At 63.4% G+C, this 18,510-nt stretch carries 16 protein-coding genes and 1 pseudogene; 8 read left to right on the top strand and 9 right to left on the bottom strand.

Translation table 11 applies throughout. The features are described 5' to 3' along the window. Window position 1: 1 nt before the first annotated feature. The 5 genes and pseudogenes from MTR72_RS20555 to MTR72_RS20530 all read left to right on the top strand — a co-directional run bounded on the left by MTR72_RS20555 (window position 2) and on the right by MTR72_RS20530 (window position 6,658). Window positions 2–1,015 carry an ABC transporter ATP-binding protein gene (locus tag MTR72_RS20555; RefSeq protein WP_445819609.1) on the top strand — a complete coding sequence of 338 codons (1,014 nt, stop codon included), beginning with the start codon at window positions 2–4 and terminating at the stop codon, window positions 1,013–1,015. Further along, window positions 1,012–2,022: an ABC transporter ATP-binding protein gene (locus MTR72_RS20550; RefSeq protein ID WP_280964825.1), complete on the top strand. Its 1,011-nt coding sequence runs from the start codon at window positions 1,012–1,014 to the stop codon at window positions 2,020–2,022. Before MTR72_RS20555 ends, MTR72_RS20550 begins: the two co-directional genes overlap by 4 nt. Window positions 2,023–2,072: 50 nt before the next feature. Beyond that, window positions 2,073–3,569, top strand: a complete 1,497-nt coding sequence (locus MTR72_RS20545) for an ABC transporter substrate-binding protein (RefSeq protein WP_280964824.1) — start codon at window positions 2,073–2,075, stop codon at window positions 3,567–3,569. 250 nt (window positions 3,570–3,819) lie between these two features. Next, window positions 3,820–5,459 (top strand): annotated as a pseudogene (locus MTR72_RS40490) (amidase family protein). A 224-nt stretch (window positions 5,460–5,683) separates the two neighbouring features. After that, window positions 5,684–6,658 (top strand): magnesium transporter CorA family protein, encoded by a 975-nt coding sequence (locus tag MTR72_RS20530; protein WP_280964821.1) that lies wholly within the window; start codon window positions 5,684–5,686, stop codon window positions 6,656–6,658. 51 nt (window positions 6,659–6,709) lie between these two features. Here MTR72_RS20530 and MTR72_RS20525 read toward each other — a convergent pair whose 3' ends face one another. Both MTR72_RS20525 and MTR72_RS20520 read right to left on the bottom strand, forming a co-directional pair. After that, window positions 6,710–7,336, bottom strand: coding sequence for an alpha/beta hydrolase (locus MTR72_RS20525; RefSeq protein WP_341510878.1), 627 nt, complete (start codon window positions 7,334–7,336; stop codon window positions 6,710–6,712). Beyond that, window positions 7,333–8,271, bottom strand: a complete 939-nt coding sequence (locus MTR72_RS20520; RefSeq protein ID WP_280964820.1) for a ring-cleaving dioxygenase — start codon at window positions 8,269–8,271, stop codon at window positions 7,333–7,335. The genes MTR72_RS20525 and MTR72_RS20520 overlap by 4 nt, the downstream gene beginning before the upstream one ends. A gap of 118 nt (window positions 8,272–8,389) precedes the next feature. On the opposite strand from MTR72_RS20520, the gene MTR72_RS20515 reads away from it, so the two are divergent. Beyond that, window positions 8,390–9,334 carry a LysR family transcriptional regulator gene (locus tag MTR72_RS20515; protein WP_280964819.1) on the top strand — a complete coding sequence of 315 codons (945 nt, stop codon included), beginning with the start codon at window positions 8,390–8,392 and terminating at the stop codon, window positions 9,332–9,334. 153 nt (window positions 9,335–9,487) lie between these two features. On the opposite strand, the gene MTR72_RS20510 is transcribed toward MTR72_RS20515, so the two are convergent. Beyond that, window positions 9,488–11,038: a winged helix-turn-helix domain-containing tetratricopeptide repeat protein gene (locus tag MTR72_RS20510; RefSeq protein WP_280964818.1), complete on the bottom strand. Its 1,551-nt coding sequence runs from the start codon at window positions 11,036–11,038 to the stop codon at window positions 9,488–9,490. 174 nt (window positions 11,039–11,212) lie between these two features. On the opposite strand from MTR72_RS20510, the gene MTR72_RS20505 reads away from it, so the two are divergent. After that, a complete protein-coding gene (locus tag MTR72_RS20505) occupies window positions 11,213–11,509 on the top strand; it encodes a DUF1127 domain-containing protein (protein ID WP_280964817.1) in 297 nt (98 codons plus the stop codon). Window positions 11,510–11,640: 131 nt separating this feature from the next. Here MTR72_RS20505 and MTR72_RS20500 read toward each other — a convergent pair whose 3' ends face one another. From MTR72_RS20500 to cobU, 6 genes are all read right to left on the bottom strand, one after another. Continuing rightward, window positions 11,641–12,567, bottom strand: a complete 927-nt coding sequence (locus MTR72_RS20500) for an alpha/beta fold hydrolase (RefSeq protein ID WP_341510877.1) — start codon at window positions 12,565–12,567, stop codon at window positions 11,641–11,643. A gap of 257 nt (window positions 12,568–12,824) precedes the next feature. Next, window positions 12,825–14,429, bottom strand: a complete 1,605-nt coding sequence (locus tag MTR72_RS20495) for a sensor histidine kinase (RefSeq protein WP_341510876.1) — start codon at window positions 14,427–14,429, stop codon at window positions 12,825–12,827. A 200-nt stretch (window positions 14,430–14,629) separates the two neighbouring features. After that, on the bottom strand, window positions 14,630–15,373 hold the full coding sequence (locus tag MTR72_RS20490) for a class I SAM-dependent methyltransferase (RefSeq protein WP_445819615.1): 744 nt from the start codon (window positions 15,371–15,373) through the stop codon (window positions 14,630–14,632). Between the two features lie 144 nt (window positions 15,374–15,517). Continuing rightward, entirely contained in the window at window positions 15,518–16,150 is a 633-nt protein-coding gene (gene bluB, locus MTR72_RS20485; protein ID WP_280964813.1) for a 5,6-dimethylbenzimidazole synthase, read from the bottom strand. A 4-nt stretch (window positions 16,151–16,154) separates the two neighbouring features. After that, entirely contained in the window at window positions 16,155–16,940 is a 786-nt protein-coding gene (gene cobS, locus MTR72_RS20480; protein WP_280964812.1) for an adenosylcobinamide-GDP ribazoletransferase, read from the bottom strand. Then, on the bottom strand, window positions 16,937–17,440 hold the full coding sequence (cobU, locus tag MTR72_RS20475) for a bifunctional adenosylcobinamide kinase/adenosylcobinamide-phosphate guanylyltransferase (protein WP_280964811.1): 504 nt from the start codon (window positions 17,438–17,440) through the stop codon (window positions 16,937–16,939). The genes cobS and cobU overlap by 4 nt, the downstream gene beginning before the upstream one ends. Window positions 17,441–17,567: 127 nt before the next feature. Between cobU and cbiB the strand changes: the two genes are divergently transcribed. Beyond that, the gene (gene cbiB, locus MTR72_RS20470) at window positions 17,568–18,509 is read left to right on the top strand and encodes an adenosylcobinamide-phosphate synthase CbiB (protein WP_280964810.1); all 942 of its coding nucleotides are present in this window, start codon (window positions 17,568–17,570) and stop codon (window positions 18,507–18,509) included. Window position 18,510: the final 1 nt, after the last annotated feature.

The following is an 18,510-nucleotide window of genomic DNA, read 5'->3' as shown; positions in this document are numbered from 1 at the left end:
GATGAGCACTCCCGCAATCGCGCCGCTGATCGAGGTCGACAATCTCGGCGTCCGCCTCAACACCAGCCGCGGCCCGGCGCAGGCCGTGCGCGGCGTCAGCTTTTCCTTGAAGCGCGGCGAGACGCTGGGACTGGTCGGCGAATCCGGTTGCGGCAAGTCGGTTACGGCGCTGTCCCTGATGGGACTGTTGCCGGACAGCGCCGTCGTCGGCGGCAGCATCCGGCTCGAGGGCCGCGAGCTGGTCGGGCTCTCGGACCGCGACTACTGCCGCCTGCGCGGCAACCGCATCAGCATGATCTTCCAGGAGCCGATGACCGCGCTCAACCCGATGCACACGATCGGGCACCAGGTGGCCGAGCCGCTCCGCCGTCACAAGAACTATTCGGCGGCGCAGGCACGAAGGGAAGCGATCGCCTTGCTCGACCGCGTCGGCCTTCCCGATGCGGCGAAGCGCATAGACGCCTATCCGCACCAGTTCTCCGGCGGCCAGCGCCAGCGCATCACAATCGCCATGGCGCTTGCCTGCGAGCCGGACCTGTTGATCGCGGACGAGCCGACCACCGCGCTGGACGTCACCATCCAGGGGCAGATCCTCGATCTCATTGCCGATCTCGTCGAAGAGCGCGGCATGTCGATGATCCTGATCTCGCACGACCTCGGCGTCATCGCCGAGAACGTGCAGCGCATGATGGTGATGTATGGCGGCACCGTGGTCGAGAGCGGCCCCACCGACGAGGTGTTCAGGCGCATGGGGCATCCCTATACGCAGGGCCTGTTTCGCGCTCGCCCACGCCTTGGTGCGCGCAAAGGGACGCGGCTGAAAACCATCTCGGGCACCGTGCCGGAGCTCGCCGACCTGCCGGCGGGCTGCACCTTCTCCGATCGCTGCCCGCTCGTCGAGGACAGGTGCCGCGCGGCGCTGCCGCCGATGGTCGAGGTCGGACCCGGCCATGACGTGCGCTGCCTGCGCACGGATGTCTCGATGGCCGATCGCGTCGGAGCAGTGTCCGCATGACCGCCGCCTCGCATACGCTCCTTGACGTCAAAGACCTGGTGCAGCGTTACACCCTGCCGCGCGAAAGCCTGTTCCGGCCGCCGTCGCAAGTGCTCGCGCTGAACGGCGTCAGCGTGCAGGTCGCGGCGGGCAGGAGCCTCGGCGTCGTCGGCGAATCCGGCTCGGGCAAGTCGACCTTCGCGCGACTGGTGATGGCGCTGGAGCGACCGACGTCGGGGCAGGTCGCGCTGCTCGGCCGCGACCTCAACCGCATCCCGGCCGATGAATTGCGCCGGGCCCGGCGCGATTTCCAGATGGTGTTTCAGGATCCTTATGGATCGCTCGACCCGCGCCAGACCATCGCGCGCATCGTCGCGGAGCCCTTGACCGTGCTGGAGGAGACCGATCGCAGCACGCTGCGCGCGCGGGTTTCGGCTGTGCTGAGGCAGGTCGGCCTGCGCGATGCCGACATGGACAAATATCCGCACGAATTCTCCGGCGGCCAGCGCCAGCGCATCGCGATTGCGCGCGCCCTGATCACCCAGCCGAAGCTGATCGTCGCCGACGAGCCGGTCTCCGCGCTCGACGTCTCCGTGCAGGCGCAGGTGCTCAACCTGATGCAGGATCTGCAGGAGCAGTTCGGCCTGAGCTACATCCTGATCAGCCATGACCTCGCGGTCGTCGATTATCTCTGCGACGAGGTCGCCGTGATGTATCTCGGCCGGATCGTGGAGCAGGGGCGTCCCGAAGACCTGTTCAAGCGCTGCGCCCATCCCTATACGCGGGCCCTGCTGGACGCCGTACCGCGCGCCCGCGCCGGCGGTGGCCGGCGGCGGCGTGGCGCCCAGGCGATCGCTTCGCAATCGGCGGCCGCGACCGGATGCCCCTATGTCTCGCGCTGTCCGCTCGCCGATCAGCATTGCCGTGACGTTCCGCCTCCGCTACGCAGGATCGGCGAGGCGCATCTCGCCGCCTGCCATAAGGCCGAGGCCGTGGCGGCGTTGCCGCAAGCTGCCATGGAAGGTTAGTGTTTCGGGGCAGGATCGGCGTAGATTGAAAGAAGGCCGGGGAGTAACGCATGTTCAAGAAATTAACCATCGTCGCATTCACCGCCGCATTCGCCGCGGCGCCGCTGCCGGTCATGGCGCAGAGCAAGAAAGACAGCGTCGTCATGGCGATGGCTCTGGAGCCGCCGGGACTCGATCCCACCACCGCAGCCGCTGCGGCGATTGCCGAAGTCACGCTCTACAATATCTACGAGACGCTGACCAAGATCAACGAGGACGGTTCGACGTCGCCCTTGCTGGCCGAGAGCTGGACCGCATTGCCCGACCTGAAGACCTATACGTTCAAGCTGCGCAAGGGCGTCAAATTCCACAACGGCGAGCCGTTTGGCTCCGCCGCGGTGAAGTTCTCGTTCGAACGCAACGCGGTGGCGACGAGCACGAACAAGGACAAGAGCCTGTTCCAGAGCTTCGAGAAGATCGAAGCGCCCGATGCCGACACGGTCGTGATCACCCTGAAATATGCCGAGCCGAACCTGCCCTTCCTGCTGGGGCAGGCAAGCGCGTCGATCGTCGAGCCGAAGAGCGCACCGACCGATGCGACGCAACCGATCGGCACCGGTCCCTACCAGCTCGGCGCCTGGGCCAAGGGCTCTTCGATCACGCTGAACAAATGGGCGGACTATCGCAACACTTCGGCGATCAAGCTGTCGAAGGTGACGATCCGCTTCATCTCCGATCCGGCCGCGCAGACCGCGGCGCTGCTCTCGGGCGACGTCGACGCGTTCCCGCGCGTGTCGGCCCAGCGCACCATCGCGCAGTTCAAGGCCGATCCGCGCTTCAACGTCCAGGTCGGCGGCTCCAGGGCCAAGACCATCGTCGGCATCAACGAGCGGAAGAAGCCGCTCGATGATGTGCGCGTGCGCCGGGCCATTCTCGCTGCGATCGATCGCAAGGCGATGATCGACGGCGCGGTCGACGGCTTCGGCACGCCGATCGGCAGCTTCTACGTGCCCGGTGCGCTCGGCTATGTCGACACCACCGGCATCAATCCCTACGATCCCGAGAAGGCGAAGAAGCTGCTGGCGGAGGCCGGCGTCACCACGCCGCTCGAGGTGTCGCTGAAGCTGCCGCCGCCGTCCTATGCGCGGCAGGGCGGCGAGATCCTCGCGGCCCAGCTCGCCAAGGTCGGCATCATCGCCAAGATCGAGAACGTCGAATGGGCGCAGTGGCTGTCGCAGGTGTTTGCCGGCAATGGTCCGCACAATTTCGACCTCACCATCGTGAGCCATGTCGAGCCGTTCGACCTCGTCAAGATCACCGAGCCGGACTACTACCTCGGCTACAACAACGAGGCGTTCAACGCGCTCTACAAGCAGATCGTGTCGACGCCGGATGAGGCTGCCCGCGCCAAGCTGCTCGGCGATGCCCAGCGTATGCTGGCCACCGATGCGGTCGCCGGTTTCCTGTACCAGCCGCAGCTCATCACCATCACCAACAAGAAGCTGAAGGGCGTCTGGAAGGACGTCCCGCAGTACGAGAACGATTTTTCGACCTGGTACTGGGAGTAACGCCCGGCCAATCAGGGCGAGCCTGTTGCCTCAACGTTTACCTCTCCCTTCGTTCGTGGGGTGAGGTAAGTCGTTTGGCGGGTCCAAACAAAAATCTGAAAAACAACCCCATGCAAAGTAGCTGGTGACGGCCGGAAGGACGGCTTGCACATCCTGTGAAGCCGTTGACACGTCGGACAAAACACCGGCAGGATACCATCATCGGAGCTCGGCCTCATGGTTCGAGACGCGCCGCCAGGCGGGGCACGCCATGAAGAAGCCAATCCGCCGCGATGCGCGCCGCGTCGCGGCTGCCGTCAGCGCCGAGGCACCGACCTCGCTGAAGCTCGAGAATTCGCCCATGAGCGATATCGCCCATGCTTTGGCCAGTGGGCGGGTTACTGCCACGGCGCTGACCAAAGCTTATCTCGCGCGCATTGAGGCCTACGACCGCGATGGAGTGATGCTCAACTCCGTACGCGAGCTCAATCCCGACGCGCTGTCGATCGCGGGCAAGCTCGACGACACGAAGCCGTCGGTCAAACGGCCGCTGGCTGGCATCCCGATCCTGGTGAAGGACAACATTGCGACCGGCGACGAACAGCCGACGACGGCGGGTTCGCTGGCGCTGGAAGGCGCGCGCGCCAAGGACGACGCCACCGTCGTCAAGCTGCTGCGGGATGCAGGCGCGGTGATCCTGGGCAAGGCGAACCTGACGGAATTCGCCAACATGCTCGCAATTGACATGCCCTCGGGCTACTCATCGCTGGGCGGTCAGGTGAAGAACCCCTACGCGCCGACGCTTATCGACGACCAAGGCAACCCGGTGGTGAACCCGGGGGGCTCAAGCTCGGGTTCGGCGGTCGCTGTAGCGGCCGGTCTATGCACGGCCTCGATCGGCACCGAGACCTCGGGCTCGCTGCTGCACCCGCCAGCCGGAACGGCATCGTCACCGTAAAGCCGACCGTCGGACTGATCAGCCGTGCCGGCATCCTGCCGCTCTCGCACAGCCAGGACACCGCAGGGCCGATGACGCGTACGGTGCGCGACGCGGCGATGCTCCTGAACGTGCTGGCGGCCGAGGACCCGCTCGACCCCGTGACACAACGGCAGCGGCGGCCGGCCGATTACACCGCCGACCTCGCGCACGATGCGATGAAGGGCGCCCGCATCGGCGTGCCGAGCGACCCAGCCGACCCGCTGAACGACTGCTTCTACGGCAAGCTGCCACCCAGCGGGGCCAAGGTGATGGCCGACGTGATCAAGGTGCTGGCGGATCTGGGCGCCGTCATCGTGCGCGCCAGTATGCCGGCGGCCGGCTGGATGAGCGGACCAGGAACGACCATGGCCGTGCTCAACCGCAATCCGCTGAGCGGCAACAAGGGCAATCCGGTCGCGCAGCGGATTGTTTTCCTCTACGAACTGAAGCGTGACCTCAACCTCTACCTGAAGGACTGGGCGACCAACACGAAGATCAAGACCATCGCCGACATCGTGGCGTTCAACGAGGCGAATGCCGGCAAGACGCTGCGTTTCGGCCAGGACCTGTTCCTCGCCGCTAACCTCACCAGGGGCGATTTGAGTGAGCGCGAGTACAAGTCGGCACGCGTCATGGATTTGCTCACCGCCAGGACGCGTGGCATGGACGCCTACATGAACCTGCATAAACTTGATGCCGTCCTGTTCCCCGGCGTGATGGGCGCCGCGATCGCCGCCAAAGCGGGCTATCCCAGCGTCGTCGTGCCTGGCGGCTTCGTCTCGGGGGTCGATGGCAAGGACACGCCCGACTATCCGCTCGGCGTCACCTTCGCGGGTCGTGCCTGGAGCGAGCACAAACTTCTGCGCCTGGCCTACGCCTACGAGCAGGCCTCCAACATGCGCAAGCCGCCGCCCGGTTTGCCCTCCCTTTAGACTTCAATACTCTCGGCGCCGAGAGATGCTCGGCGAAGTTCATCTCGCGCTTGTTTATGAGCACGCGCCCCGGTTCAGCGTGAACGATGCGCCCGCGACAGCGCTGCGATCTCCAATCTGTGGCGCTGAGGCTACCGCCGCGTTGAACATTTGGAACCCCCGTGCGTTAGCCGGCCGGCCGGGTGCACGATCCGGCGTGCCGACACGATGACGGAGTTTGGTCATTGCTCAAACTGTACAGGTGGCCGACCGATGACTGGCGGAACATCGGCGCTGAGATGCCGTCCGGGATCATCTGGGCCGATCTGCTGAATGGCACGGCCGCAGAAAAGCAATTCGTCGAGCGGCGGCTCAAGATACGCATCCCTTCCGAAGAGACGCTGAGCGAGATCGAAGCTTCAAGCCGCCTGATCTTCGACCACGGCACGCTCTATCTCAGCTCGCCGGCCGTCAGACTTAACGAGGACCACGAGGCCGAGATCACGCCGGTGGGCTTCATCATCGGGCCGCGGGTGCTGGTGACCGTGCACTTCTGGCCGCTCCCTGTCTTCGACGATGTCGGCAAGCGCATCGGTTCGGACGACAGCCTCGAGAACGGCATGTGCGTGTTCACCAGCCTGCTCGAATCCATGGTCGAGCGCGGCGCCGATGTCCTGGAGCACCTCGGCGCGCAAACCGATACGCTGTCGAGGCGCGTCTTCAAGGGTGGGCTCGTTCGAACCAAGCGTCCCGTTCGCTCCAGCCGCAGGATGCGTGAAGCGCTGGAGGACGTCGGCGACCTGGCCGACCGCCTCGCCAAGGCGCGAGACGTCTTGCTTGGCGTCGGCCGAATTGCAACCTTCGCGGACGAGGTCGGAAGCGAGTGGATCACGGCCTCGTCGAAGAAGCGCCTTGAAGCCGTATCAAAGGACGTCGCATCGCTCAGTGATTACGAGACGCGCTTGTCAGACAAGATCCAGCTCCTGCTCGACGCCGTCCTCGGCTTCGTCAACATCCAGCAGAACGATCTCTTCAAGATCCTCACGATCGTATCCGTGGTCGGTGTGCCGCCGACGATCCTGGTCGGCATCTGGGGCATGAACTTCAAGAACATGCCCGAGCTGAGCTGGACGTTCGGCTATCCGTTGGCGTGGCTCGCCGTCATCGCCAGCGGCGTCTTGCCTCTGATCTGGTTCATGCAGCGCGGCTGGTTCGATTGAGGCAAAGGAGTGAGCGGCGCACAGCTCTTACACTGCGCGCCGCTTATCAAATCACGCCGCTTCGGCGGCGACGTTGCCGATCCAGTCGCGGGCGAGCGCGACGTCGGCCTGTGTGAGTTGATGGCCCGCGGGCAGGACCTTGTGGGTCACGCTCGCGCCAGCCTCCGATAGCAGCGCGGCGAGCCGCGCCGAGTTGGTGGCAGGCACGATCGGATCGCCCTGTCCCGACAGGAGCAGGACCGGCTTGCCCTTGAGCTCGGCCTTGGGCGGATCCGACAGCGGCACCATGGCACGCAGCAGAACCGCGCCGGCCAGCACCTCAGGCTTCAACAGCAACAGTGCCGCCGCGATGTTGGCGCCGTTGGAAAAGCCGACCGCGACCGGCGCCGCGATGCCGTACCGCTCTCGGGCGTCATCGACGAAGGCGCCAAGCTCGAGCGCGCGCCGCCGCACGTCCTCCTCGTCAAACACGCCTTCGGCGAGACGTCGGAAGAAGCGCGGCATGCCGTGCTCGAGCACGCGACCGCGCGGCGAGAGCAGGGCGGAGCCGGGCGAGATCATCCGGCCGAGCCCAAGCAGGTCGTTCTCGTCGCCGCCGGTGCCATGAAGAAGCAGGAGCGGCGCCGAGCCCGCGCTGCTCGCGGGCTCGAAGCGATAAACGAATGAACTCTCGGTCATGACGCGGTCTCTTCCAGCTTCGGCAGGACGCCTTCGATCTGCTTGCGATGCGGCTCGAGGAAGCCCGGCAGCTTCAGGTCGCGTCCCAGCGAGGCCACGGGTTCGTCGACGGCGAAGCCGGGAATGTCGGTCGCGATCTCGAACAGCACGCCGCCGGGTTCGCGGAAGTAGATGGAGCGGAAGTAGTTGCGGTCGCGCTGCTCGGTCGGGTGCAGGCCATGGTTGGAGACGAGTTTCTGCGCCATCCTGCCTTGCTCGGCATCATCGGCCGCGCGGAAAGCAATGTGGTGCACCGAGCCGCCACCCTGATGTCCGCGCAGAAAGCCCTTGGCCTCGTAGATGTCGACGACGCTGCCTTGCGCATCGCCCGGCGCCTTGAAGCGGATCACGGAGCCCTCGCGCGCCGTCTCCTCGAAGCCGAACACGTCGGTGAGAACGGCAGCCGTCTTCGCCGCGCTGTCGAGCAGCAGTGTCACGCCATGGAAGCCGCGGATCGCATGCTCAGCCGGCACGTTGCCATTGCTCCAGCCGGGCTCATTCTCGGCACCGGGCACGCCGACCAGCGCCAGCGCCATGCCGTCCGGATCGGTGAACGGCAGCACCGACTCGCCGAACCGCTTCTCCAGCGCCTCGTAAGCGATGCCCTTTTCGGTGAAGCGCTGCGTCCAGTAGCCGAGTGAGCGCTGCGGCACGCGGAAGGCGGTCTGATGCGTCTCGCCGACGCCGCGGCGCCCCGTGGGCACGCCCTGCCAGGGGAAGAAGGTCAGGATAGTGCCGGGGTGGCCGGTCTCATCGCCATAATAGAAGTGATAGGTCGACGGATCATCGAAATTGACCGTCTTCTTGACGAAGCGCAGCCCGAGATCGCGGGTGTAAAAGCCGAAATTCCTGATGGGGTCGCCGGCAATCGCAGTGACATGGTGCAGTCCAGACATCTCATCCTCCAAAGCTCGTGAGCGGCCTTGCTCTGCCAGGAAATATCGTGCCGCTTTGAATTGGAGACAATCCGTGCAATTATGACCGCTATGTCTATGATTTGGAAACAATCACAGGGTGGATAAACTCGCCAGCCTGCGCGCCTTCGTGAAAGTGGTCGAAAGCGGCAGCTTTGCCGAGGCCGGCCGGCAATTGCGCCTCTCGCGCTCCGCCATCAGCAAATACATCGCCGATCTCGAGGAGAGTCTCGGCGTGCAATTGCTGAACCGCACGACGCGGCATGCGAGCCCGACCGAGAACGGCCAGCAATATTTCGAGCGCGCGGTCGTGATCCTGTCCGAGATCGAAGCCGCCGATCAGGCGGTGACGCAGTTGCAGTCGGCGCCGCGTGGCCTGTTGCGCGTCAACGCGCCGATGTCCTTCGGCACCATGCGGCTCGGGCCGGTGCTGGCCGAGTTCATGGAAAAATATCCGGAGCTTCAGCTCCAGCTCGTGCTCAGCGACGATCTGCTCGATCCCGTCCAGGACGGTTTTGACGTGACGCTGCGGATCGCGGAGCTGGAATCCTCCAGCCTGATCGCGCGCAAGATCGTGCCCGTTGCGCGGCTGATCTGCGCCTCGCCGGATTATCTGGCGCGCCACGGCACGCCGAAACATCCGCAGGAGCTGCGCAATCACGCCTCGTTGACCTACCGCTTCCTGCTCACCGGTAATCAATGGAAGCTGACGGGCGCGGACGGCGACCACTGGATCCAGCCGGCCTGGTCGCTCTGCGTCAACAATGCGGAAGTGCTGCGCGATGTCGCGATCCGGGGCAGGGGTGTGGCGCTGCTGCCGGAATTCATCGCCGCCGACGCACTGAAGAAGGGCGAACTGCACGCGGTGCTTAAGGACTATTCGGCGCCGCCGCTGGCGCTCTACGCGGTCTATCCGCCGACGCGGCACCTCTCGCTCAAGGTGAGGCTCTTCATCGATTTTCTGGTCGAGCGTTTCGGGCGCAACGACGAGGAGGCGCCGGTGGAGGTGTCTATCACATCCGGTGCCAGGCGGCGGACCAAGTGAGCGCGCGCTCATGAACTGTCGCGTCCGCATTTCTCCAAGAAGGCGACGTTGAAGCCGACATGGCTGCATGTCGGCCTCGGGCCACTTCCGGACTCATGCATCGCAGCAAATTGCGTCTCGTATTCGATCACTCGTCCGGCACAAGTCGCGGGCTCATTCGGGCAATCCCGCCTTCCGGAGACCCTCAATCAACAGCTTCGCGTTTGATTGACCGCCCCGAGCGATGAACGCAGAGATTGTAAAGGCGGGATCGACCTCACGCAGACGAGCCGCTGCCTCACGGGCCTCCGCGTCACGTCCGAGATGAGCGAGAGCGGACGCGAGACAGCGGTAAGCTCCGACATAGGAGGGGTGCTGACGTTGGGCTTTTTTCCCTGCGACGATTGCCTCGTCAAACCGACCAAGCTCAATAAAGGCCATGCCCATCCCAAAAAAAGCTATGTGTAGCTGCGGGTCTACCGGGCTCAGGCGAATAGCACGTTCAAAGCTCCGCACCGCTTCTTCCGGCAGCCCCGCGATCCTATAGACCCAGCCTCTGCGGGTCCACGCAAGATATGAATTTGGGTTGAGCGCGACCGCCCGGTCAGCCATTTCGATCGTACTTTCACTGTCGCCGACCATGAACGCCGAGATTTGGGCAGCCGCTGCTAACGTGTCCGGATCACCATCGTCGACGCTCAAGGCCAAGCGGGAAAGCCGAATTGCTTCCTTACGCTCGAATTGAGCATCGGCAGCATAGCCAAAAAGGACGTTTTGCATGTGGCAGATACCTGCCAGAGCAGCGACAAGGCCGAACCGAGGGTCTAGCTCCAAAGCGCGATGAGCCAGCCGCAGCGTCTCGGCCAGCCCTTCGCGAGTCGATATGTAAGACTGCTGCATGGCTCGGAGAAAAAGATCGTATGCGGTGAGGTTCTCAGGCCGCCGCCGCGTTGCCATTGAAATTTCTGTTTGAAGCAATTTTGGTTGAATGGCTGAGACAACGGCGATCGTAACATCGTCCTGAAGAGCGAAGATGTCTGTCAGGTCACGCTCGAACCTGTCCGCCCAGATGTGCGCCCCGGTAGTCGCATCGATCAATTGCCCAGTGATGCGAACTTTTCCCGCCGCCTTGCGCACAGACCCTACAAGGACATACCGGACGCCAAGCCTGTGTCCGACCTCCTTCACATCGACGGCTTTGCCCTTGAAGGTAAAGCTCGAGTTCCGAGCGATGACGAATAACCATTTAAACCGCGAGAGCGCGGTGATGATCTCCTCAACCATTCCGTCCGCGAAGTATTCCTGCTCGGGATCGCCGCTCATGTTCTCGAACGGCAGCACGGCGATGGACGGCTTATCGGGAAGCGCAAGAGCGCTCGCGGGCGCATCGCTGTGATTTAGGCCGGCAACTTCTCGCACCTCCCGCACCTGTCCGACGAAACGGAATCCCTTGCGCGGCAACGTCTTGATCAGGCGCTGTTCCTCCCCGGAATCGCCAATTGCGCTTCGGGCGACATTCAGCCGAGTCGTCAGTGCTGCATCCGAAACGCTGCGCCCATTCCAAATGGCATTGATGAGGTCGTCTTTGCTGACGACCAGCTCCCTGTTGCGGATCAGGTAATCGAGAAGGTCGAAGACCTGTGGTGCGATGGGGACGACATCTGCTCCACGACGCAGTTCGCGCCGGTCGGTATCGAATGCGTACTCCTCGAAGAGATAGCGCAAGGTACGAATCCCTTGGGTGAGGCCCCCCGATCACCGGGTACCGCTTTGAACCCCGCTAGAATTCGGAAGGATAAACTGTCGGTGAGGAAAATGTAAGCTGCCGGTCAAGCGTGCCCGCAGATCTCGCGGCACCCTCGTGCGGGTGGAAAAACACCGTCCGAGGGAGACACCGCAATGAGCACGACCCACGGCACAAAGTGGCTGGAACGGACATCCGTATCGACCCGGCAGGTCTCTAGCTTTATCTGGAAATATTGGGATGCCTTTCAGGAGCGCCGCGAACGCCAAAGATTGCGCGCCTCCCTGTCCGATTTAAGTGACAGGGAGCTGATGGATATCGGCACCACGCGCAGCGAGATCGACTACGTCGCCTCGCACCGAGGTCTTGACCCGCGAGGCATCCGATCCGGCGAATGGCTGCGATACCTGCCAACGGTGGACGGCCAAATTGGGCCCACCGACTTCCGGTAGGGGTCAATCGCGTCGTTTTCGCCGCGTGTCGGCCATGGCGGCTCTACCCCTCACAGCCGACGTCCAGGCAAGTGCCAGTGACGGTCGAGAAGGGCCAGAACCGGACTCATCTGGTGCAGTAGTGCCGATCCTTAGTGCTGAGAAACGAACGCCAGGGTAACTTTGTTGAAGGCTTCTGGGTTGTTTCGCTGCATGGCGTGACCGGCGTTTGGTATCACTATCGTTTGGGGAAGATCGTCTTTGCACTTGCGCATTTCGCTGTAGAACAACTCAAATTTTTTCGGGCTTTTGTCGCCCGTCATCAACAGAACCGGAAAGTCGAATTTCTTGAGATCATCACATGATGTAAGGGGACGGCCTTTATCGCCCAATCCTGTATAAATGTTCGCCAGAATCATCTCCTTCACAGGTTCGGACAATTTTAGCCACGTGCCAGGTGCCGCGTTCGCCATGTCAACGAACACCTCGGCTGCCTTAACCGGGTCCCCAGTCTTTAGGTTTGTTTGTAAGGTGCCGACGAGCTTTTTGGTGGATCCTGCTGCCTCCTTGGCCTCGGTCGTCTCTGGCATCGGCATCTCGATACTGGCATCCGGCAAAACAAGGGTTCGAATAACTTCGGGATGCGATTTGGCAACCTCGATTACAACAGCGCCGCCCCGCGAGTGTCCAACAAGGTGTACCTTTCCAAGGTTCAGTTTCTCAATCAAAGCAGCAACGTCATCAGCGTGCTGCTCAATCGAAAAATCGGTGCCGACCCCATCCCATCGCTCCGGGTAGAAGTGCCTCAAGCTGACCGCGATCACCCGATGAGTTTCGCTAAAAACGTTAAACTGTGCGTTCCAAGTTCGGTAATCGTTGATCGAGCCGTGCACGAGAACGATGGGCGTTCCGCTGCCTGCATCTCTGTACGCCATAGGGTATCCATTAACGGCCTCCCATTTGATTTCTGGTGGAATCGACCAGCTAGGCTTGATCTCTTGTGCCAGAAGCTGCGCATTCGAAGAGGGGCCGAAAAATGAAAGCCCTAGAACATAGAGCCCTAAAAGATAACGTCGCATGCGGAATCCCTCCGAATTTGCGGTTGCCCGCCACCCACGGCCGGAGGTCGGGTCAGCCGCGAAAGTATGGTCATCCCATCTTAGCAGGAAAATCCGCTGCCTGATCCATGCGGAATCTGCCTCACAGGCCGCCGCTGGCGGGATTCGCCTTTGGGTCAAAATGCGAAGAACTCAGGTTGAGCAAATCTGGTCCGGTCTGCAGCAATGAGCGGACCTCCATCAGACGCGGCGTAATTTCGCTGATGGGCCATAAGCAATCATTTCGGCCGCTGGCCGGATGCGGTGCCGTCGCCGCGCGGCAGGGTAATGATAAACTCAGTAAATGCGCCAGGCTCTGTCTCGACGTCGATCCTGCCGCCGTGTTGTTTGACAATGATGTCATGGGTCATTGAGAGGCCGAGCCCCGTTCCTTCTCCCGCCGGTTTGGTGGTGAAGAAGGGATCGAAAATCTTTTCTCTGACTTCGGGCGAAATGCCGACACCATTGTCGCGAATCCGGATTTCGACTGTCTTGCCAAGGTTCTTGGTGGCAGCGCTAAGGACAGGCTCAAAGGTATCGTCGGCTGCTTCGGCCTTTCGCCTAGTCGCGGCATAGAAACCGTTCGAGATCAGATTAAGCAACGCGCGCGTGATCTCCTGCGGAAACAGCTCGGCCGCACCCGCATTCGCATCGAAGTCGCGCTGCAGCGTGATGCTGAAGCCGGGCTTTTCGGCGCGCGCGCCGTGGTAGGCAAGATTGAGGCTTTCATCCACCAGCGAATTGATGTCGGCGGGCCGCTGCTCACCCGGCCCCTCGCGGGAATGCAGCAGCATGTTCTTGACGATGGAGTCGGCGCGCTTGCCGTGCTGCACGACCTTTTCAAGATTCTCCTTGAGCAACTTCGTCAGTTCGTTGACTTCCTCGCGGAGCTTGTCGTTCAGAGCGGCGGCTTTCAGCGTATCGTTCAACTCGTCGGTGAGCTCGGCCGAGAGCGCGGAGAAATTGTTGACGAAGTTGAGCGGATTCTTGATCTCGTGCGCGATGCCGGCGGTGAGCTGGCCGAGCGACGCCAGCTTCTCGGTCTGCACCAGGCGATCCTGCGCGGCGCGCAGGTCGTCGAGGGAACGAGTCAAATCGTCAGTGCGCTCGCGCAGCTCGCGGAGCAGCCGCGTGTTCTCGATGGCGATCACCGCTTGTGCCGCAAAATTTTCTAGCAACTCGACCTGCTTGTCGCTGAACTCTTGCACCTCCTTGCGGTAGACGGCAAAGGCGCCGACAAGCTCGCTCTCCTTGAGCATCGGCACAATCAGAACGGTGCGGGCTGCGGCGACCTTGTAGATCAGATCGTCGGGATACTCGGTGGCAATATCGGCAATGTGAACCAGCGCCTTGGTCTCGACGAGGCGTCCCAGCGAAGGCGTCCCATCAAACGGCGCGATGAAGTGTGGCGGCGTTTCCTGGTCGGGCGCATACGATTGCGGCACGTTTTGCGCGGCCATTCGCGCCACCCGCCGGAACCTGTCGCCTTCGTATAGGAGCAGCGTCCCAAAACTGGCGCTGCAGATGCGCACGGCATTTTCCAGCATGGCCTCGAACACCGGCCCAAGCTCACCAGGCGAACTGGATATGACTTGCAGCACTTCCGAAGTCGCGGCCTGCTGCTCCAGCGCTTGATCCAGCTCTACAGTCCGACGTTCAAGCTGCGCCTGTAGATCGGCAACCGAAACTGCCTCGCGACGAGTGACAGATGGGGCTATCCCGCACTTCGTCTTGGCCGATCTGCGACCTTTTGGCGCACTTCTCCTGCGGGCTCTCGCCTTGGTTGCCTTGTTGCCCGTCTTTACCACGCGCGTCATTTCCGCCCCTGGGTCGAGAGCGGGCATCTTATCTGTCTTGGCCATCGGGACGGAAGGGGCGGATTCGCCCCAGGCAGCCGCAGACTAGCCGCTTAACGTCCGAGTTGGGTCAAACTGAGAAGAACTCACACCGAGCACAATGGGTCTGCCTCACCCCTAGCAACTGACGTACAGCTAGGCAGAGCCTAGGCAGCTCAGAGCCAAGAAGCAGGGTGGCGGGCGTGATATCAGTGAGTGCCGGAGTGATCCCCACAAGCAACGATATCTCGGGGAGATTTTCGACCCGCTATCTCCGGCGGAGAGAATACCGCCAAGTATCCTCCGTCCCCTGCGAGCTTATATGTGGCGACCTCGCGATAGCCGACGGCGTTCAATTCGCAACGCAAGAGCTCGATTGGCGTGCCATGCTTCGACGTCGGAAGTTCAAGGTCGACAATTCCGACCCGCGCACCCTGCTTCAAGGCGGGCGCGAGATTGTAGAGGAAGGCATAGGGTTGGGCGATCTCGTGGTACATGTGCACAAGGATTGCGGCATCCAGCGAGGAAGCGGGCAGGCGCGGGTCGTGTGGTTCGCCGAGTGCGAATTGCACGTTCGTCAACTTCAGAAGTTCTGCTCGCTTGGCGAGCTCCATGAGGTAGTCCCGCGTGACGTCCTGGGCAACGACAGAGCCGGCGGGTCCGACGAGGTGCGAGAGTCTGACCGTGTGGTAGCCATTGCCTGCACCAATGTCGCCGACTGTCATGCCAGGTTTCAGTTCAAGAAGACGTGCGATTTGGCCGGCCTCATTGAGGGCGTCGCGGTGCTCTTCGGCGGAGCGGCGTGGGCTGACAATCCGTGCAACAGGGCGCTGCGGTGAGGGAAACTCGTTCGCAGCGACTCCGGGGGGAGCCAGATAACCTATATCAGCGGCGTATGCGCGAGTTGCGGCAAACGCCGCAAGTAGCGTCGCTGCATGAGCCAGTGCCGTCACGAGCCTACCAAGCTTTCTGAACCGGTCTAACCGCAGTCGTCCAGGTTTTGTGAGCGCCAGATGTGGGCTCACCGTCACGTCAACGAGGTTCAATGTAGCAGGCAACTCCATACGTGCGCCTCGCGCTTACGCCACCAACGAACTCTACCGCCGCAACGTGAACTCCTCCGCTCCCCGTCGATGTTCCCACTCCGCCTGCTCGAGCTCGGGCCGGTCGCATGCGGCCTCGGGATAGCCGATGCAGAGATAGGCGATGAATTTCCAGGTCTGCGACACCTCGAGAATGGTGTGGATGCGATCCGGATTGAGGATCGACACCCAGCCGAGGCCGATGCCCTCGGCGCGCGCGGCGAGCCACATCGCGGTGATCGCCGCGACCACGGAATATTCGGTCGTCTCCGGCATCGTCGCGCGGCCGAGACCATGGCCGATGTCGCTTCCCTTGTCCGCGAACACGGCGAGATGACCTGGCGCTTGTTCGAGGCCGGAGAGTTTTAGCGCCGCATAGCGGCCAGCGCGCTCGCCGGCGTAGGACTTCAATGCATCTTCGTTGCACGCCTTGAAATCGTCGATCACGGCGTGACGTCTGGCACTGTCCGCAACGATGACGAAACGCCAGGGCTGGCTGAGGCCGACCGAGGGCGAAAGGCAGGCCGTCTCGATCAGCCGCTCCATGGTGCCATCCGGCAGCGGATCGGTCCGGAAGCGGCGCACGTCGCGGCGCCACACGAACAGCTCGTGCAGTTGCCGGCGGAAGAGGTCGTCGAACTCGACCATGGGGTCATCGCCCCATCTGCAGGCTTGCTGCCGCCAGCAGCAGGATCGCAATCTCGCCGATCTGCTCGAACGCGCCGAGGATATCGCCGGTCTGCCCGCCGATCTGACGCGTGGCGAGCCGCGCTAGGATCAGCCCCGCGAGCGACAGCAGGATCAGGCCGATCAGCGCCTTGCCCGGCCCGAGTGCGATGACGAGAGCGAGGATACCGAAACCAAACGCCAGGGCCACGCTTGGGCCCGGTGGCTGGCCCGCACTCGCCGAAAGTCCGTCCGGCCGTGCCGATGGCACCAGCGACATGAAGGCCGGCAGGCCCGCGCGCGATGCGACATGCGCCGACGACAGCGCGAGCGCTACCAGCCAGGGATCGGTGATGGCCCCGAGCGCGCTCCAGCGCAGGCCGAACGACAGGATCAGCGCACAAACGCCATAGGTCCCGATCCGGCTGTCGCGCATGATCTCGAGCTTGCGCTCGCGTGTCCGCCCGCCGCCGAGCCCGTCAACGGTATCGGCAAGCCCGTCTTCGTGCAGCGCACCTGTGATGAGGATGGTCGCAGCCAGCGCCAACAGGGCGGCCGCGGCTGACGGCAGCCCGACCCGGTTCGCGATCGCGTAGGCCGCCGCCCCTGCAAGCCCGACCAGCAGGCCGGCGACGGGCAGCGCCCAGCTCGCGCGCGCCATCGCGCCATTGCCGGCCGGCTTGGACGGTGCCAACGGCAGGACCGTGACGAACGACGCCGCGATCCTGAGATCGGTGACGATGTCGTGCAGAAGCTCGGTGCGCAGCATCATTTCAGCTTCATCGGTAGTCCGGCGACGACGAACTCGACCTCGTCGGCAATGGCCGCGATGGCCTGGTTCATGATCCCGGCGGCGTCGCGAAAGGCGCGGGCCAACGCGTTGTCGGGCACGATGCCGAGGCCGACCTCGTTGCTGACGAGGACGACCGGACTCTTGAGGCGGGGCAGGGCCTCGGCGAGCCGTGCGACCTCGCGCGTCCAGTCGCGCTCCGCATGGAGCAGGTTGGACAGCCATAATGTCAGACAGTCGACGAGCCTTGCGCCGCCGCCATCGGTCTCAGTCAGCGCCTGCACGAGGTCCAGCGGCTCCTCGCGCTCGATCCAGTCGGTTCCGCGCCGCGCGCGATGTCCTGCAATGCGCTCCGTCATTTCGGCATCGAGCGCCTCGGCCGTTGCGATGTACACGGGCTGCCCCGGAAAGTTGTGCGCGCGCGCCTCCGCGCGCCGGCTCTTGCCCGATCGCGCTCCGCCCGTGATCAAAATGACGGCCATCAAAGTCTCCTGTCGGCCAGCACTAATCACCAAACGCGGGCAAAGACAAAGCCGAAATCAGGCAGACGGGGGCTTGCGCTCGGCCGGGGTCTTGCGCATCAGGGGCAAAGCGAGACGGGAGAGCTGCGTGGGTTTTGCGGGCGCGATGGTGGTGGCGATGGCGGTGGATGCCCTGGTGGGCTGGCCATCGCCGCTGTTCGCGCGGATCGGCCATCCCGTGACCTGGCTCGGCCGGCTGATCACGGCCATCGATACCGCCTGGAATCGGCCGTCCGATGCGCCGGCGCTTCGCCGCGTCGCGGGCATTGCCGGCGCGCTCGTCGTGATCGCGCTGTCCGCCGCGCTCGGTTGGGTGCTTCAGTCCATGCTCTCCTCGGGCTGGATCGGGATCGTGCTGGTGGGCGTCCTCGCCTGGCCGCTGGTCGCGTTGCGTTCGCTGGGCGATCACGTGGCTGCGGTCGCGGATCCGTTGCAGGCCGGCGACATCGCCGGCGCGCGCGCGGCCGTGTCGCGCATCGTCGGGCGCGATCCCTTTACGCTTGACGAGGCCGGCGTCGCGCGTGCGGCTCTCGAGAGCCTGGCGGAGAATGCTTCCGACGGCATCGTCGCGCCCGTGTTCTGGGGCGCGCTGTTCGGCTTGCCCGGCGTCTTCGGCTACAAGGCTATTAACACGCTGGACTCGATGATCGGCCATCGCACCGAGCGGCACGAGGCGTTCGGCTGGGCCGCAGCGCGCATCGACGATGTCGCAAACTTCATTCCGGCGCGTCTCACCGGCTTTCTCTTCGTGCTGCTGGCGCCGCGGCCGCCAGAGGCGCTGTCGTGCATGACGCGGGACGCGAACCGCCACCGCTCGATCAATGCCGGTTGGCCGGAAGCCGCCATGGCCGGCGCGCTTGGCGTGCGGCTCAGCGGTCCCCGCATCTATCACGGCAGCATCACCAACGAGCCCTGGCTGAACGAAGGTGCACGCGATCCGCTCGCCGCCGACCTCAAGCATGGGCTGACGATCTATCGCCGCGCCATGCTGCTGCTCGCCGGCGTCCTTGCGATCCTCGCCTTCGCGTGAA

This window comes from Bradyrhizobium sp. ISRA442, from assembly GCF_038085055.1.
Classification (GTDB): domain Bacteria; phylum Pseudomonadota; class Alphaproteobacteria; order Rhizobiales; family Xanthobacteraceae; genus Bradyrhizobium.
The sequence above is the reverse complement of the archived record's forward strand: the minus strand, read 5'-3'. Positions and strand labels throughout refer to the sequence as shown.